At 70.5% G+C, this 17,185-nt stretch carries 14 protein-coding genes; all 14 read left to right on the top strand.

The annotated features are described in order from the left end of the window. Positions 1-18 precede the first annotated feature (18 nt). The 14 genes from glmU to CIK81_RS02210 all read left to right on the top strand — a co-directional run bounded on the left by glmU (position 19) and on the right by CIK81_RS02210 (position 17,051). Positions 19-1,560 (top strand): bifunctional UDP-N-acetylglucosamine diphosphorylase/glucosamine-1-phosphate N-acetyltransferase GlmU, encoded by a 1,542-nt coding sequence (gene glmU / locus CIK81_RS02275; protein ID WP_096196976.1) that lies wholly within the window; start codon positions 19-21, stop codon positions 1,558-1,560. Next, positions 1,557-2,537, top strand: coding sequence for a ribose-phosphate diphosphokinase (locus CIK81_RS02270; protein WP_096166397.1), 981 nt, complete (start codon positions 1,557-1,559; stop codon positions 2,535-2,537). Before glmU ends, CIK81_RS02270 begins: the two co-directional genes overlap by 4 nt. Before the next feature lie 269 nt (positions 2,538-2,806). Beyond that, a complete protein-coding gene (locus CIK81_RS02265; RefSeq protein WP_096166398.1) occupies positions 2,807-3,418 on the top strand; it encodes a 50S ribosomal protein L25/general stress protein Ctc in 612 nt (203 codons plus the stop codon). A 214-nt stretch (positions 3,419-3,632) separates the two neighbouring features. Further along, positions 3,633-4,247 carry an aminoacyl-tRNA hydrolase gene (gene pth / locus CIK81_RS02260; RefSeq protein ID WP_114355311.1) on the top strand — a complete coding sequence of 205 codons (615 nt, stop codon included), beginning with the start codon at positions 3,633-3,635 and terminating at the stop codon, positions 4,245-4,247. After that, complete coding sequence (gene mfd, locus CIK81_RS02255; protein ID WP_114355310.1) at positions 4,244-7,855, top strand: transcription-repair coupling factor; 3,612 nt, start codon at positions 4,244-4,246, stop codon at positions 7,853-7,855. Before pth ends, mfd begins: the two co-directional genes overlap by 4 nt. Before the next feature lie 10 nt (positions 7,856-7,865). After that, the gene (locus tag CIK81_RS02250) at positions 7,866-8,702 is read left to right on the top strand and encodes a MazG nucleotide pyrophosphohydrolase domain-containing protein (protein WP_241963885.1); all 837 of its coding nucleotides are present in this window, start codon (positions 7,866-7,868) and stop codon (positions 8,700-8,702) included. A gap of 192 nt (positions 8,703-8,894) precedes the next feature. Continuing rightward, entirely contained in the window at positions 8,895-10,178 is a 1,284-nt protein-coding gene (gene eno / locus CIK81_RS02245; protein ID WP_096166401.1) for a phosphopyruvate hydratase, read from the top strand. 50 nt (positions 10,179-10,228) lie between these two features. Next, complete coding sequence (locus tag CIK81_RS18310) at positions 10,229-10,927, top strand: septum formation initiator family protein (RefSeq protein WP_176485661.1); 699 nt, start codon at positions 10,229-10,231, stop codon at positions 10,925-10,927. Continuing rightward, positions 10,924-11,511: a DUF501 domain-containing protein gene (locus CIK81_RS02235; protein WP_096166402.1), complete on the top strand. Its 588-nt coding sequence runs from the start codon at positions 10,924-10,926 to the stop codon at positions 11,509-11,511. The genes CIK81_RS18310 and CIK81_RS02235 overlap by 4 nt, the downstream gene beginning before the upstream one ends. Beyond that, positions 11,508-12,464, top strand: a complete 957-nt coding sequence (locus CIK81_RS02230) for a Ppx/GppA phosphatase family protein (protein WP_096196980.1) — start codon at positions 11,508-11,510, stop codon at positions 12,462-12,464. Before CIK81_RS02235 ends, CIK81_RS02230 begins: the two co-directional genes overlap by 4 nt. Before the next feature lie 121 nt (positions 12,465-12,585). Then, complete coding sequence (locus CIK81_RS02225) at positions 12,586-13,959, top strand: NAD(P)/FAD-dependent oxidoreductase (protein ID WP_096166404.1); 1,374 nt, start codon at positions 12,586-12,588, stop codon at positions 13,957-13,959. 242 nt (positions 13,960-14,201) lie between these two features. After that, the gene (gene nagB / locus CIK81_RS02220) at positions 14,202-14,999 is read left to right on the top strand and encodes a glucosamine-6-phosphate deaminase (RefSeq protein ID WP_096196981.1); all 798 of its coding nucleotides are present in this window, start codon (positions 14,202-14,204) and stop codon (positions 14,997-14,999) included. 52 nt (positions 15,000-15,051) lie between these two features. Beyond that, entirely contained in the window at positions 15,052-16,554 is a 1,503-nt protein-coding gene (locus tag CIK81_RS02215; RefSeq protein WP_096196982.1) for an NCS2 family permease, read from the top strand. Beyond that, positions 16,551-17,051, top strand: a complete 501-nt coding sequence (locus CIK81_RS02210) for a MarR family winged helix-turn-helix transcriptional regulator (RefSeq protein ID WP_096196983.1) — start codon at positions 16,551-16,553, stop codon at positions 17,049-17,051. The genes CIK81_RS02215 and CIK81_RS02210 overlap by 4 nt, the downstream gene beginning before the upstream one ends. Positions 17,052-17,185: the final 134 nt, after the last annotated feature.

Raw genomic sequence — 17,185 nt, 5'->3', positions numbered from 1 at the left:
ACCATCGTCCTGGCGACGATGCCGCCGCACACCACCCGTCGATTCCGAGGAGCTGCCGACGTGGATTCCCCCGCACCCGTCGCTGTCATCGTTCTGGCCGCCGGTGCCGGGACTCGCATGAAGTCCCGCACACCGAAGGTCCTGCATGAGATCGGGGGCAGGTCGCTCCTCGTCCACGCGGTCACCGCCGCGGAGGGGACCAGTCCCTCCGAGCTCGTGGTCGTCCTGCGCCATGAGCGCGACCTGGTCGCCGAGCATCTCGCCGAGCACGCCTCCGAGGTCTCCGTCGCCGACCAGGACGAGGTCCCCGGCACCGGCCGCGCCGTGCAGTGCGGCCTCGAGCAGGTCTCCGCCTCCGAGGGAACGGTCCTGGTGACCTACGGCGATGTGCCGCTGCTGGACCCTGCCACCCTGCGCGAGCTGGTCGGGGCGCATGAGAGCGCCGGGGCGGCCGCGACCGTGCTCACCGCGCGCGTGGCCGACCCCACGGGCTACGGCCGCATCCTGCGCAGCCCGGACGGCTCCGAGGTGCTCGGCATCGTCGAGCACAAGGACGCCACCGAGGCGCAGCGCGGGATCGACGAGATCAACTCTGGCATCTACGCCTTCGACCTCGCCGTGCTGCGCGATGCGCTGGCCCGCATCGGGACCGACAACGCCCAGGGCGAGATGTACCTCACCGACGTGCTCTCCATCGCGCGCACCGACGGCCGCTCCGTGCACGCCCTCGTCACCGACGACGTGATGATGGTCGAGGGCGTCAACGACCGTGTCCAGCTCGCCCAGCTCGGCGCCGAGATGAACCGTCGCACCCTCGAGCGCCACATGCGCGCCGGGGTCACGATCGTCGATCCCTCGACCACCTGGATCGATGCGGAGGTGTCGATCGGCCAGGACGCGACCATCCTCCCGGGCGTGCAGCTCCTCGGCGCGACCGACATCGGCGAGCAGGCCCTCGTCGGCCCTGACTCCACGCTGCGCGACACCGAGGTCGCCGAGGGCGCCGAGGTGGTGCGCTCGCACACGGTCCTCGCCGTGATCGGCGCGCATGCCTCCGTCGGCCCCTTCTCCTACCTGCGGCCCGGCACGGACCTCGGCGCGAAGGGCAAGATCGGCGGTTTCGTCGAGACCAAGAACGCCACGATCGGCGAGGACGCCAAGGTCCCTCACCTCAGCTATGTGGGCGATGCCGAGATCGGCGAGGGCACGAACATCGGCGCGGCCACGATCTTCGCCAACTACGACGGCGTCGAGAAGCACCGCACCACGGTCGGCAGGCATGTGCGCGTCGGCTCGGACAACGTGCTCGTCGCCCCCGTCACCATCGGCGACGGCGCGGCGACCGGTGCCGGGACCACGGTGCGCAAGGACGTGCCCGCGGGCGCGCTGGCCGTCAGCGCGGTCTCGCAGCGGAACATGGAAGGATGGACCCTGCGACGCCGTGCGGGGACCGCGGCCGAGGCGGCAGCACGTGCCGCACTCGGCTCATCAGACAGGTCCGCTGCCGATGCGCCTGCCACACCAGTCGCCGATGAGCACAAGGAGCACGAGCAGCGATGAGCGGAATCGTCACCACGGGGGAGAAGCGCCTGGTTCTCGCCTCCGGCAGGGCCCACCCGGTCCTCGCCCAGGAGGTCGCCGACGAGCTCGGCGTCGAGATCCTCCCGATGGACGCCTGGGACTTCGCCAACGGGGAGATCTACGTGCGCTACGGCGAGTCCGTGCGCGGCACCGATGTCTTCGTCCTGCAGTCCCACCCCGCGCCGATCAACACGTGGGTCATGGAGCACCTGATCATGATCGATGCGCTCAAGCGCGCATCGGCCAAGCGGATCACCGCCGTGGCCCCGAGCTTCCCCTATGCCCGCCAGGACAAGAAGCATCGCGGCCGCGAGCCGATCTCCGCCCGTCTGATGGCGGATCTCTACGAGACCTCCGGCGTGGACCGCATGATCTCCGTCGACCTCCATGCTCCGCAGGTGCAGGGCTACTTCAACCGCCCGCTCGACCACCTGATGGCGCTGCCGATCCTCGCGGAGTACATCCAGGACAAGTACGGCGATGAGGACATCGCCGTGGTCTCGCCCGACGCCGGCCGCATCCGCGTCGCTGAGCAGTGGGCGAAGAAGCTCGGCGGCGTGAACCTCGCGTTCATCCACAAGTCGCGTGATCCCGAGCGCCCGAACCAGGCCGTCGCCAAGCGCGTGATCGGCGAGGTCACCGGGAAGACCTGCATCCTCGTCGACGACATGATCGACACCGCCGGCACCATCGTGCAGGCGTCGGACGCCCTGATCGCCAACGGTGCGGCCAGCGTCGTGATCGCCACCACGCATCCGATCCTGTCCGATCCCGCGACCGAGCGCCTGAAGGCCAGCTCGGTGCGCGAGGTCGTGTGCACGAACACGCTGCCGGTGCCGCCGGAGAAGCAGTTCGACCGCCTCACGCAGCTGTCGATCGCGCCGCTGCTGGCCCGCGCCATCCGCGCCGTCTTCGACGACGGGTCCGTCACCAGCCTGTTCGACGGTGAGGTCTGAGAGCTCCGAGGAGCCTCCAGCGCGCTCGTGCCTTCTGAAGGGCCCGCCTCCTCCGGGAGGCGGGTCCTTCGCGTTCCCGCCGCAGCGGCGACGGGCGTCACGTCCGTGCGGCCACGGTGCCTGCTGCGTGCTAATCTCACCGGGTCACTTCGGCGAGGGAGCGGGCACTGGCCCCTCCGTGATCGACGCGGTGCGGTGAACGGGAGGACTCCTCCTGTGCCCCGTGGCGTCGCTCATCGTCGAGCAACCGCATCACGAGGAGCACCACCATGGCTGAGAAGCTGAACGTCGAACAGCGCGAGGACTTCGGCAAGGGCGCTGCCCGCCGCCTGCGCGTCGAGGGCCGTGTCCCGGCCGTCCTGTACGGCCACGGCGAGGCCCCGATCCACCTCTCCCTCCCGGGCCACGAGACCGCGCTGATCGCGCGCAACCCCAACGCCCTGCTCGAGCTCGCGCTGCCCGAGGGCAAGAAGCAGCTGGCGCTGATCAAGGAGATCCAGCGTCACCCGCTCAAGCGCAACCTGAACCACCTCGACCTGATCACCGTCCGCAAGGGCGAGAAGGTCGAGGTCGAGATCCCCGTCGTCCTGCACGGCGAGCCCGTCGCCCCGGCCGACGCCTACGTCGACCTGCAGCACCTGACCCTCCTGGTCGACGCCCTGAACGTTCCCGAGCAGGTCGATGTCGACGTCGACGGCTCCGAGGACGGCTTCCAGGTCTTCGCCGGCGATGTCACGCTGCCCGAGGGCACCGAGCTCGTCACCGACGTGGAGATCCTCGTCGCCAGCGTCGCCCTGCCCCGCGTGGAGGAGGAGACCGACGAGACCGAGGAGGCCGAGGAGGGCGCCGAGCCCACCGAGGAGTCCGCCGAGGAGGAGTGACCCGCACGAGCGGAGACCTGCGTCGCCCCGCGACGTGGACCGCCCGCTCGATTGCTCACACCTTCAGCACCGGGGCGTCGCGCACTGCGCGGCGCCCCGGTACTGTGTTCGAGGCCCTGTCGGGCGCGCGAGGTGCTGCGCCGCGGGCCATCAGGCCGTACCGGGCAGGAGCGAGTCCCGGATCCGGCGTCGACGCTGCAGCGAGGAGCAGGCCATGACCGTGAGCGATCGCCGCGCCGGACCGTACCTGGTGGTGGGGCTGGGCAATCCCGGGGCGAAGTACGCCGCGACCCGGCACAACATCGGTCAGATGGTGCTGGACCACATCGCCGGTGCCGCGGGCGGCCGCTTCGCCGCAGCGCGCCGCGCGCAGGCTGTGGTGCTGGAGGGACGCCTGGGCACTCCCGGCTCCGATGCGCGTGTCATCCTCGCCAAGACGACCACCTACATGAATATCTCCGGCGGCCCGGTGAAGGCGCTCGCGGCCTACTACGACGTCCCTCCGGAGCGGGTGGTCGCGGTCCATGACGAGGTCGACATCCCGTTCGACGCCGTACGGCTCAAGCTCGGCGGCGGCGAGGGCGGCCACAACGGCCTGCGCGACATCACCAGGGCCCTGGGCACCAAGGACTACCTGCGGGTGCGGGTCGGCGTCGGCCGTCCGGTCGGAGGCCGGGACACGGCCGACCATGTGCTCGCCCCGTTCAGCACCACCGAGCGCAGGTCGTTGGACCTGCTGATCTCGGACGCAGCAGATGCTGTCGAGTCCGTGGTCCTCGAGGGACTCACCGCGGCCCAGCAGCGATTCCACTCCCGAGAGGCACGATGACCACCACCTCCGCCACCGCCCCGACGCAGACCCCGCTGCACCCGCTCCTCCCGCTGCTGGACCAGCTGGCCGCTGGTCGGGATCTGACCGCCCTGCGCACTCTCGTCCAGGACGGCGAGAGCTCCGGCGAGGACGGCAGCATCGTCGCGCCCACCGGTCTGTTCCCCTTCGCCGTCGCCGACCTCGCGCGAGAGGCGAGCGCCGAGCGCCCGCTGATCGTGGTCACCCCCACCACCAGGGCGCTCGAGGACCTGCGGGCGGCGCTGTCCGCCCTGATCGGCACCGACCACGTCGCCGAGCTTCCCGCCTGGGAGACGCTGCCGCACGAGCGGCTGTCCCCGCGCGCTGACACGGTGGCCAAGCGCCTGGCCACCCTGCGTCGCATCGCGCACCCGGAGACGGAGACGCCCGTCCACGTGCTGCTGATGCCCGTGCGCTCGCTGCTCCAGCCGATCGCGAAGGGTCTGGGCGATCTGCGCCCGCTGCGCGCGGACGTGGGGGACACCTACCCCCTCGACGAGATCGTGCGCGACCTCGTCGACGCCGCCTACGTGCGGGTGGACATGGTCGAGAAGCGCGGGGAGTTCGCCGTGCGCGGAGGCATCCTCGACGTCTTCCCGCCCACCGAGCCGCATCCGCTGCGCGTGGATCTCTTCGGGGACGAGATCGACGAGGTGCGGTACTTCTCGATCGCCGATCAGCGCTCGCTGGACCCGGCGCCGGGAGGGCTCGACGCCCCGCCCTGCCGCGAGATCCTGCTGACCCCCCAGGTGCGCGATCGCGCCCGGGCGATGGCCGAGGAGCTCCCCGGCGCCCGTGACCTGCTGCTGCGCATCGCGAACGGGATCGCGGCCGACGGCATGGAGTCCCTCAGCCCCGTGCTGGTCGACGGCATGGAGCAGGTCGCCGACGTCCTGCCCGAGAACGCCCGCTTCCTCGTCCTGGATCCCGAGAAGACCCGCTCGCGCGCGGAGGAGCTGGTCGCGACCACCGAGGAGTTCCTCGCCGCGGCCTGGTCCAGCGCCGCCGCCGGGGGAGGCCTGCCGATCGACGTGGGCGATGCGAGCTTCGTCCCGCTCTCGGAGGCCAAGGGCCACGCCCGCGAGGGCGGCCGCGCCTGGTTCACCCTGGCCCCCTTCGGCCTCGACCCCGATCTCGATCTCACCTCCACCTCCCACACCCACCCCGGGTACTCCGGCAAGCCCGGCGACGCGGCGAAGGATCTCGAGCGCCGACGGCAGGACGGGTGGAGCGTCGTCGCCACGATGGTGGGCCCCGGAGGTGCCCGGCACGTGACGGAGAACCTCCGCGCGGAGGGCATGCCGGCGGTGTTCTCCCACGATCTCGAGGGCCATGTCGCGCCCGGCGAGGCCGTCGTGACCGTCGGCCCGTTCCCCGACGGGCTCATCGTCGATGACCTGCGCCTGATCCTCGCCTCGGAGCGGGACCTCACCGGCAAGTCCGGAGCGCGTCGCGCCGAGGATCGCAAGATGCCCTCGCGGCGGCGCAACGTCGTCGATCCGCTGCAGCTGCGTCCCGGCGACCACGTCGTCCATGCCCATCACGGGGTGGGCCGATTCGTGGAGATGACCAGCCGCACCGTGGGCACCGGGGCGAAGCGCACCACGCGCGAGTACCTGGTCATCGAGTACGCGGCCTCGAAGAAGGGGCAGCCCGGCGACCGGCTGTACGTCCCCAGCGATCAGCTGGACCAGGTCACGAAGTACGTGGGCGGCGAGGAGCCCAGCGTCAACCGCATGGGCGGCTCGGACTGGGCCAAGACCAAGTCCCGCGCCCGCAAGGCGATCCGGGAGATCGCCGACGAGCTGGTGCGCCTGTACTCGGCCCGGCAGTCCGCCCCCGGCCATGCCTTCGGGCCGGACACGCCGTGGCAGCGTGAGCTCGAGGACGCCTTCGAGTTCGTCGAGACCCCCGATCAGCTGGTCACCATCGAGGACGTCAAGTCCGACATGCAGAAGACCGTCCCGATGGACCGTCTGATCCTCGGTGACGTCGGCTACGGCAAGACGGAGATCGCGGTGCGAGCGGCGTTCAAGGCCGTCCAGGACGGCAAGCAGGTCGCCCTGCTGGCTCCGACCACGCTGCTCGCTCAGCAGCATCTGGACACCTTCGCCGAGCGGTACACGGGCTTCCCCGTCACCGTGCGCGGCCTCTCGCGCTTCCAGAGCGCAGCGGATTCGCAGCAGACCATCGAGGGCGTCGCCGACGGCAGCGTCGACATCGTCATCGGGACCCACCGTCTGCTCACCGGGCAGGTGCGGTTCAAGGACCTGGGCCTGCTGATCATCGACGAGGAGCAGCGCTTCGGCGTCGAGCACAAGGAGACCCTCAAGGCGCTGCGCACCGACGTGGACGTGCTGGCGATGTCCGCCACCCCGATCCCGCGCACGCTCGAGATGGCCGTCACCGGGATCCGCGAGATGTCGATCCTGGCCACCCCGCCCGAGGAGCGCCATCCCGTCCTGACCTACGTCGGCGCCCAGGAGGACAAGCAGGTCGCCGCCGCGATCCGTCGCGAACTCCTGCGCGAGGGCCAGGTCTTCTATATCCACAACCGCGTCGAGGACATCGACCGGGTCGCCGCGCACCTGCGCGAGCTGGTGCCCGATGCCCGAGTGCAGGTCGCCCACGGCAAGATGAACGAGACCCAGCTCGAGCGGGTCATCATCGACTTCTGGGAGCGCGACTTCGACGTGCTGGTGTGCACCACGATCGTCGAGACCGGTCTGGACATCGCCAACGCGAACACCCTGATCGTGGAGAACGCCGACAAGTTCGGCCTCTCCCAGCTGCACCAGCTGCGCGGACGCGTGGGCCGCTCGAGCGAGCGCGCCTACTCGTACTTCCTCTACAACGGGTCCAAGCCGCTCACGGAGACCGCGCACGATCGCCTCACCACGCTCGCGACCAACACGGATCTCGGTGCCGGCATGCAGGTGGCGATGAAGGATCTCGAGATCCGCGGCGCCGGCAACCTGCTGGGCGGCGAGCAGTCCGGGCACATCGCCGGGGTCGGCTTCGACCTGTACGTGAGGATGGTGGGGGAGGCCGTGGCGGCGTTCCGCGGTGAATCCTCCGCTCCCGAGAAGGAGATCCGGGTCGAGCTCCCGCTGGATGCGCACGTCCCGCACGACTACATCGGCTCCGAGCGGCTCCGCCTGGAGGCCTACTCGAAGCTGTCCGCGGTGCGGGAGATGTCCGAGATCGAGCAGATCCGCGCCGAGCTCACCGACCGCTACGGCACGCCGCCGGCGCCCGTGGAGGTGCTCCTGGACGTCGCGCGCTTCCGGATCGATGCCCGCAGCGCCGGGATCGACGAGGTGCAGGCACAGGGCAAGATGATCCGCTTCGCCCACCTCGAGGTCCCGGATTCCGCCGCGATGCGCATGAAGCGCCTCTACCCGGGCACGATGCTGAAGCCCGCCACCCGCCAGGTGCTCGTGCCCCGGCCCATGACCTCACGGTTCGGGGGCACGGAGCTGCGTGACCACGAGCTGCTGGAATGGGCGCGCGAGGTGATGCGCACGCTGATCCCCTCGGCGGCCGACTCGATCTCCCGGCCGACGGTGCAGGGCGAGGCGAAGTAGCCTCGCTCCCGTGACCGATCCGCAGCAGCCTCCCGCGACCGCTCCCGACGATGCAGCGCGTGCAGTCCATGGCACGCGTCGCGCTCACGCCGCCGACGCAGCAGGTGCCGCAGGCGCCGGGGAGGCCCCCGCGCCGCGCGGGAGCGCCCTGCTGCGTGCGGTCGAGGTGATGGAGGCGCTCCGGGCCGCCGACGGGGACGCGTGGACCCATCAGCAGAGCCACGCCTCGTTGGCCCGGTACCTGCTCGAGGAGACCTACGAGGTCCTCGAGGTGATCGACGATCCCGGGGCCCATGGACCGCAGGCGCTGCGCGACGAGCTCGGCGACCTCCTGTTCCAGATCCTCTTCCATGCTCGCGTGGGGGAGGAGGCCGATCCGGCGTGGGACATCGACGATGTGGCGCGCGCGTTCACGGCGAAGATGGAGCGGCGCAATCCCCATATCTTCGGCGAGCGGCGGGACCGCGCCCTCGAGGACCGCGGGGACGTCGGGCAGATCGTCGCTCAGTGGCACGCCGTGAAGGCCGCCGAGCGCGAGGCGGCCGGAGCGATCGCTGCCCAGGGCCCGGTCTGGTTCGAGGGCATCCCCGTGGACCTGCCCTCGCTGCAGACCGCGGCGAAGGTCGTGCACCGTGCCCGCTCCGAGGGCCGGCTCGACGAGCTCCTCGCCGCCGCTGACGAGGCCGCAGCCGCGGCCGACGGCGCCGACTGGGGCGCCGACCTGGGCCGTGACCTGCTCGATCTCGCGGTGCGTGCCGAGGCGCGGGACGACGATCCCGAGACCGCTCTGCGTGCCCTGCTCGCCCGCACCCGCAGCATGATCGAGGCCGGTCCCGACTCGCACTGACGTCCCTGGCACCCGTCGGACGCCCCCGGGCACCGCACCCGCGAGGAACCAGGGAGAGTGCCAGGAAGAGCGGCGGGGAGAGCAGCAGGTCGGGCGTCGGCGGCGTTCCGGCCCAGAACCGCCTAGGATGGTCGGCGGACGGTCAGCGCCGACCGGACGTGACCGAACTTCTCCTGAAGGAAGGAACAGCCCATGGCAGCTCTGATCGATGCCGTTCACGCCCGCGAGATCCTCGATTCCCGCGGCAACCCCACCGTCGAGGTGGAGGTCCTCCTCTCCGACGACACCGTGGCTCGCGCCGCAGTGCCCTCCGGCGCCTCCACCGGCGCCTTTGAGGCCGTCGAGCGTCGCGATGGCGACTCGTCCCGTTACCTCGGCAAGGGTGTCGAAGAGGCCGTCTCCGCGGTCATCACCGACATCCAGCCCAAGATCCTGGGCATGGACGTCCAGGAGCAGCGCGCGATCGACCAGGTCATGCTCGAGGCCGATGGCACCACGAACAAGGGCGCGATCGGCGCGAACGCCATCCTCGGCGTCTCCCTCGCCGTGGCCCGTGCCGCCGCGGATTCGGCCGGCGTGCCGCTGTACCAGTACGTGGGCGGCCCGAACGCCCACATCCTGCCCGTCCCGATGATGAACATCCTCAACGGCGGGTCCCACGCGGACTCCAACGTCGACATCCAGGAGTTCATGATCGCGCCGATCGGTGCGGAGACCTTCAGCGAGGCGCTGCGCGTCGGCGCCGAGGTCTACCACGCGCTGAAGTCCGTGCTCAAGGAGCGCGGACTGGCCACCGGACTCGGCGACGAGGGCGGCTTCGCCCCGAACCTCGAGTCCAACCGCGCCGCGCTCGACCTGATCGTGGAGGCCATCGGCAAGGCGGGCTACGAGGCCGGAAAGGACGTGGCCCTCGCGCTCGACGTCGCCGCCTCCGAGTTCTTCGAGGACGGCTCGTACCTCTTCGAGGGCGAGAAGAAGACCTCGACCGAGCTGATCGACTACTACGCCGAGCTCGTGGACGCCTACCCGCTGGTCTCCATCGAGGACCCGCTGGACGAGGACGACTGGGAGGGCTGGAACGCCATGACCGAGCGCGTCGGCGCCCGGGTCCAGCTCGTCGGCGACGACCTGTTCGTGACCAACCCGGAGCGTCTGGGCCGCGGCATCGCCGAGGGCTCCGCGAACGCGCTGCTGGTGAAGGTCAACCAGATCGGCACGCTCTCCGAGACCCTCGACGCCGTGGACCTCGCGCACCGCGCGGGCTTCAAGGCGATGATGTCCCACCGCTCCGGTGAGACCGAGGACACCACCATCGCCGACCTCGCCGTGGCCACGAACTGCGGTCAGATCAAGTCGGGCGCTCCCGCCCGCGGCGAGCGAGTGGCGAAGTACAACCAGCTGCTGCGCATCGAGGAGGAGCTGGACGACGCCGCGCGCTACGCCGGCGCCTCCGCGTTCCCGCGCTTCTCCGCCTGAGAGCTCACAAGAGTTCGGGAGAGTCCAGCAGGACGTTGTAGCCTCTCAGCATGAGCAGCAGACGACCGGGTGCCCCGCGATCAGCGAGGCGCCCGGTCGCTGCGTCCGGGGCCCGTCGCCCCGGAGCACGACCGGCCGCAGGACCGGGAGCCCGGTCCGCCTCCGCCTCCTCGCGCCACGGCACCAAGAACGCCGCGGGCTCGCGTGGTCGAGGCCCGGCGTCGGCCTCCCGGCCCCGCAGCACGGCGCCGCGCGGCCCCGAGCAGGACGGCCCCGGCGTGACCATCACCCGGCGCACCCTGGCCCTGGTGGCACTGGTGGTGATCGCCCTCGCCGCGCTCGTTCCCACCGTGAACTCCTATGTGGCCCAGCGCCAGCAGCTCTCCGAGCTCCAGACCCAGGTCGGGAACCAGGAGAAGGACGTGGAGACCCTGCGCGAGCAGGTCGCCCGCTGGGAGGATCCCGCGTTCGTCGCCACCCGCGCCCGCGAGCGGCTGCTGTTCGCGATGCCGGGGGAGACCCAGTACCGGCTCACCGACACCTCCGGGCACGACGTCCCGCAGACCGAGGCCGAGCAGGCCGCGGAGCAGGCCCAGGAGGGCGAGTGGTTCTCGACGCTCTGGAAGAGCGTCGAGGGTTCCAGCAGATTGACCCCCGAGGACATCCCCGACGAGACCGGCTCGACCGACGACGACGTCTCCGACGAGGATCCCGCCGACGATTCGACCGATCAGGACGCCGACCAGTGACTGCACTCCCGCCCCTTCCCTACGAGACTCCCGCGACAGAGCACGATCTCGAGGTGATGAGGGGTCAGCTGGGCCGGGACATGCGCGGGGTGGTCTCGATCGCCCGACGCTGCGGCTGCGGCCGCCCGGCCGTGGTGCGCACGTCCCCGCGGCTCGAGGACGGCACTCCGTTCCCCACCTCGCTCTACCTCACGCTGCCCTGGCTCACGCTGGACATCTCCCGCATCGAGGCCACCGGCACGATGGCCGACCTGACCGAGCGGCTCGCCGCCGACGAGGAGCTGGCCGCCGGATACCAGCGGGCGCACGAGCGCTATCTCGCCCGGCGGGCCGAGATCGGTGACGCCGAGGAGGTCCGCCACGTGAGCGCCGGCGGGATGCCCACCCGCGTGAAGTGCCTGCACGCCGTGGCCGGGCAGGCCCTCGCCGAGGGGCCTGGCATCAACCCGGTGGCCGACGAGGTCCTCGCGACGATCGACGGAGTGCTTCCGGAGCTGGTGTGCCGGTGCGATGCGGACGTCGACGGGACCGCAGAGCTGCACGCAACGACGCAGGAGACGGCAGGAACGGGGGAGGGCCGATGAGCGCGCCCGTCGCAGCGATCGACTGCGGGACGAATTCGATCCGACTGCTGATCGTCCGTCAGGACGAGAGCACCGGCGAGGTCGTCGAGCTCGAGCGACGCCTGGAGATGGTGCGCCTGGGACTCGGGGTGGACCGCACCGGACGCTTCGACCCGGTCGCGATCGAGCGCACCCTGGAGGCCGCACGCGGCTACCGGCGCCTGATCGATCAGCACGGCGTGGCACCCGGCGCGGTGCGCTTCGTGGCGACGTCCGCGACGCGCGACGCCTCGAACCGCGACGAGTTCATCGAGGGGATCCGCGAGATCCTCGGCGTCACGCCGGAGGTGATCAGCGGCGCGGAGGAAGCTGCGCTCTCCTTCCTGGGAGCGGTCAGCACCCTCCCGGACCTGCCCGACGAGGGAGCGCGGCTGGTGGTGGACATCGGCGGCGGCTCGACCGAGCTGGTGCTCGGCACCACCACTCCGACCCACCGCATCAGCCTCGACATGGGCTCGGTCCGGCTGACCGAGCGCCACCTGGTCAGCGATCCGCCGTCGGCCGAGCAGATCGCGTCCGCGACTGCGGACATCGACGAGCTCCTGGATCTCGCCGCCGCCGAGGTCCCCCTGGACCGGGCGACCGTGCTCATCGGTGTCGCCGGGACCGTGACGACCGTCACTGCCGTCGCCCAGGGCCACGAGGAATACCGACCCGACCTCACACACGGGGCGGCCCTCGCCGTCGAGGACGTCACCCGCCTCTGTCACGAGCTGCTGGGCATGACCCGCGAGCAGCGTTCCGCGCACCGCATCATCCACCCCGGGCGCATCGACGTGATCGGCGCGGGCGCTCTGATCTGGGCGCGGATCGTCCAGCGGGTCTCTGCGGCGGCCGGCATCACCCGGACCCGCACCAGCGAGCACGACATCCTCGACGGGATCGCGCGGGACCTGCTGGACCGCCAGCCCTGATACCGGGCCGCCGCCTCCCCGGAGCAGAGCCCGCCGGGACCGTCGCAGAAGTGTCCACGGAGCGCGTCCACGGAGCGCGTCGTTTTTGTCAGCAGGGCTCCTCGGTTCTAGGCTGTGGTCCATGAACACCACTTTCGGCGGTAAGCCCCATGTCCTGATCCTCGGCGGCGGTTCCGTCGGCCTGACGACTGCGTCCGATCTGCGCAAGACGCTCGGCACGGAGGTCGCGATCACGGTCGTCGACCCGCGCCCGTACATGACCTACGCGCCCTTCCTCCCCGAGGTCGGCGCGGGCAGCATCGATCCTCGCAACGTCCTCGCGCCCCTGCGCAAGGTGCTCGCGGGCGCCAAGGTCGTCACCGGTGCTGTCTCGCAGATCCGCAGTGCGGAGAACACCGTCGTGGTGACCATCGAGGAGGACGTGCAGCTCGAGATCTCCTACGACTACCTCGTCGTCGGTCTCGGCTCCGTCCCGCGCCTGCTGCCCATCCCGGGCCTCGCGGAGAACGCGATCGGCTTCAAGCAGGTCGAGGAGGCGATCACCGTTCGCGATCGCATCCTCGCGAACCTCGCCGAGGCCGCCTCCACCAAGGATCCGAAGATCCGCAAGCGTCTGCTCACCTTCACGTTCATCGGCGGCGGCTTCGCCGGTGGCGAGGCGATCGCAGAGACCGAGGACATGGTGCGCGATGCACTGCGCTACTACCCCGATCTGCACGCGTCGGACATCCGCTTCGTGCTCATCGACGCGGCGCCCTTCGTGTTCCCCGAGCTCACCGAGGACCAGCGCGCGTACGTGCTGAACCAGCTGCGCGAGCGCGGCATCGAGGTCAAGCTCGAGACCTTCCTCAACTCGGCCGAGGACGGTCTCATCAAGACCAGCGACGGCGACGAGTTCGAGACCGGTCTGCTGGTCTGGAACGCCGGCGTGAAGCCCAACCCGGTGCTCTCCGACGACGAGTCCTCCGATCTGCCGGTCATCACCGAGCGCGGCCCCATGATGGGCAAGCTCGAGGCGCTGGCCGATCTGCGGGTCAACGGCGCCGACGGCCCGCTCGAGAACGTCTTCGTCGGTGGCGACTGCGCCGCCGTCCCGGACCTGGCGTCCGGCGAGGGCAAGTTCTGCCCGCCCAATGCCCAGCACGCCGTGCGGCAGGGCAAGCGCGTCGCCGACAACATCGCCCGTTCTGTGCAGGGCCGGCCGCTGGTGGACTACTACCACAAGAACCTCGGTGTCATGGCGACCCTGGGCATGTACAAGGGCGTCGGCCGCCTCAACGTGGCCGACAAGGAGCTCGACATCCGCGGGCTCCCGGCCTGGGCGATGGCGCGCGCCTACCACGTCTACGCGATGCCGACGCTGGGCCGGAAGGCCGCCGTCATCGCCGGGTGGGCGAGCAACCTGATCTCGCGTCGGGACATCGTGGGCATCCCGCAGTCCTCGACCCCTCGCGCAGCGTTCGAGTACGCCGCGAACTCCGGCAAGAAGAAGTGATCCGGCCGGGAGGCGCGGACTGATCGCCTCCTCCCGCCCGCAGGCACCACGAAGCACCGTCACGCGAGGCGTGGCGGTGCTTCGTCGTGGCAGTGCTTCGTCATGCGGTGCTCGTGGCTGACGCGGGCGCGCTCATCGCGAATGACCGAGTATGATCGTTCCTGGCATTGAACGAGCAGGGTCGACCATCCGCAGGCGGAAACATCCCGCGCGGAGGGATACGGCCGGAAGGGCAGGACCGCATGGAGATCCATATCGTCGCCGACGCCTCCGAGGGCGCGAAGGCGGTCGCTGACGCCATCGAGAGCACCCTGCGCGGGGCCGCGGGGTCCGGCGCCGTGCTCGGCCTGGCCACAGGCTCCTCGCCGGTCCCGGCGTACACGGAGCTGATCCGTCGCCATCGTGAGGAGGGGCTCTCCTTCGCCGGCAGCCGGGCCTTCCTGCTCGATGAGTACGTGGGCCTGGCCGCCGGGCACGAGCAGAGCTACCACCGTTTCATCCGCGAGAACTTCACGTCGCACATCGACATCGACGACGCCGCCGTTGTCTCGCCGGACGGCAGCGCCGAGGACCCCGCGGCCGAGGCCGCGGCCTACGACGAGAAGATCCGCGAGGCCGGCGGCGTGGATCTGCAGATCCTCGGCATCGGCTCCAACGGCCACATCGCCTTCAACGAGCCCGGCAGCTCGCTCGCCTCCCGCACGCATGTCGTGGGCCTGACCCAGGGGACCATCCAGGACAACGCCCGTTTCTTCGGTGACGTCTCCGAGGTGCCCGTGCGCGCGCTGAGCCAGGGCCTGGGCACGATCAGGGATGCCCGGCGCATCGTGCTCACGGCGTCCGGGGAGGGCAAGGCCGCGGCGGTCGCGCAGCTCGTCGAGGGAGCGATCAGCGCCCGCTGGCCGGCCACCAGCCTCCAGCTGCATCCGGAGGTCCTCGTCGTGATCGACGAGGCGGCCGCCTCGCAGCTCGAGCTCAGCGACTACTACCGGTTCCAGCACTCGCTCGCGGCACAGAACCCGGTCGTACCTCACAGCTGACGGGAGGAGCAGGGAGGGGCCGCGCCGCGACCGGGCGGATACGATCATTCCCATGCAGAAGGCAGACTCCTCCTCGTCTCCGTCCCCCGTCGCGACAGCGGCGCCCCGCAACGGTCTCGACCGCTTCTTCAAGATCTCCGAACGCGGCTCGAGCGTGGCCCGCGAGATCCGTGGTGGCCTGGTCACGTTCTTCTCGATGTGCTACATCGTGGTGCTGAACCCGCTGATCATCGGCACCGTGCCGGACTCGACGGGCAGGTTCCTCGGAGGAGGGGAGGAGCCCAACCTCGCCGCGGTCGCTGCGGGCACCGCCCTGATCGCCGGGCTGCTGAGCATCTTCATGGGCACATGGGCGAAGTTCCCACTCGCCCTGGCGACCGGACTGGGGCTGAACGCCTACGTGGCCTACTCGGTGGTGCCGCTGCCCGGCATGACCTGGGGCGGGGCCATGGGTCTGGTGCTCCTCGAGGGCGTCGTCATCCTCGGGCTCGTGCTCACCGGTTTCCGCAAAGCCGTCTTCAGCGCCGTGCCCCCGTTCCTCAAGACCGCGATCGCCGTCGGCATCGGCCTGTTCATCGCGTTCCTGGGCCTGTTCAACGCGAAGTTCGTGACCACCGCGTCGGGCACCCCGGTGCAGCTGGGCAACGACGGCTCGCTCACCGGCTGGCCGACGCTGGTGTTCGTGGTGGGCCTGCTGCTGATGTTCGTGCTGTGGGTGCGCAAGGTGCCCGGCTCGATCCTCCTGGCCATCGTCGTGGCGACCGTGCTCGCGATCGTCCTCGAGCGGGTCCTGCACCTGGGCGGATTCTCCCCGGCCGATGAGTCCGGTGCCGGTGGCAATCCGGGCGGCTGGGCGATGAACGTCCCCGCTCTCACCGAGTTCCCGATCAAGGCCCCCGACTTCGCCACGCTGTTCACCGTCGACCCGATCGGCGGCGTGACCGCAGCCGGTGGCATCGGCGCGATCGTCATCGTCTTCTCCCTGCTGCTGGCGGACTTCTTCGACACCATGGGCACGATGGTCGCCGTGGCGTCCGGTGCCGACCTCGTCGACGAGGACGGTGAGATCGAGGGCTCCCAGAAGATCCTCGTGGTCGACTCGATCGCGGCGATCGCCGGCGGTGTCGGCGGCGTCTCCTCGAACACCAGCTTCGTCGAATCGACCTCGGGAGTCGCCGAGGGAGCGCGCACCGGTCTCGCCTCCGTGGTCGTGGGCATCGCCTTCCTCGCGACCACCTTCCTGTCCCCGCTCGTGGCGCTCGTGCCCTACGAGGCCGCCACGCCCGCACTGGTGATGGTCGGCTTCCTCATGATGACCCAGGTGACGGACATCGACTTCACCGATGTCGAGGTCGCGATCCCGGCGTTCCTCACGATCATCCTGATGCCCTTCGCGTACTCCATCACCGTGGGCATGGGAGCAGGGTTCCTCATGTACGTGCTCATCCGGGTGGTGCGCGGCAAGGCCCGCCAGGTGCACTGGCTGATGTACGTGATCGCTGCCCTCTTCATCGCCTACTTCCTGCGGGGCGCGATCGAGGGACTCCTGCTGTGAGCCCCGGGAGGCGGCAGGACCCGGTCGACGCAGCGCCGCCTCCGAGCGCTGCCGAGGAGACGGCGCAGGAGGAGGTCGCCGAGCTCGCGGCCGATCTGCGCCGGGTCCTGCTGGTCTCCTCACGGGTCCTGCGTGCGCGCACGGCATCCGACGACGTCTCCGCCTCCCAGTACTCCGTGCTCGCCTATCTGCAGCGCACGGGTCCGTCGACGCCCGGCACCCTGGCGGACTTCGAACACGTCAGTCCACCGGTGATGACACGACTCCTGGGGCGGCTCCAAGCAGCCGGCTTCGTGGACCGCGTGGCGCATCCGGGCGACGGCCGGCAGGTGCAGGTGACCCTCACGACGATCGGCGAGGAGGTCGTGGTGCGCGGCCGTGCCGAGCGCGATGCCTGGCTCCGCTCCCGGATCGAAGCGGCCGGACCTGCCCAGCAGGAATCGTTGCGGGCAGCGACCGAACTGCTGCGCGACACCCTCTTCTCGTCACCGGACTGAGCACACCCTCAGGCCCGCCGGTGCTGTCCCGGTCGAGCGGACCACCGGTGCACCGACCGACCGCCGGCTGCCTGCACGAGGGCCGGACCACCGCGGAGGTGGTCCGGCCCTCGTGCTCGTGCCCTTCGCCCGCA

Origin of the sequence: Brachybacterium sp. JB7 (genome assembly GCF_003335205.1) — a bacterium.
Taxonomy (GTDB): Bacteria; Actinomycetota; Actinomycetes; order Actinomycetales; family Dermabacteraceae; genus Brachybacterium; species Brachybacterium alimentarium.
This window is presented reverse-complemented; position numbering and strand designations above follow the sequence as displayed.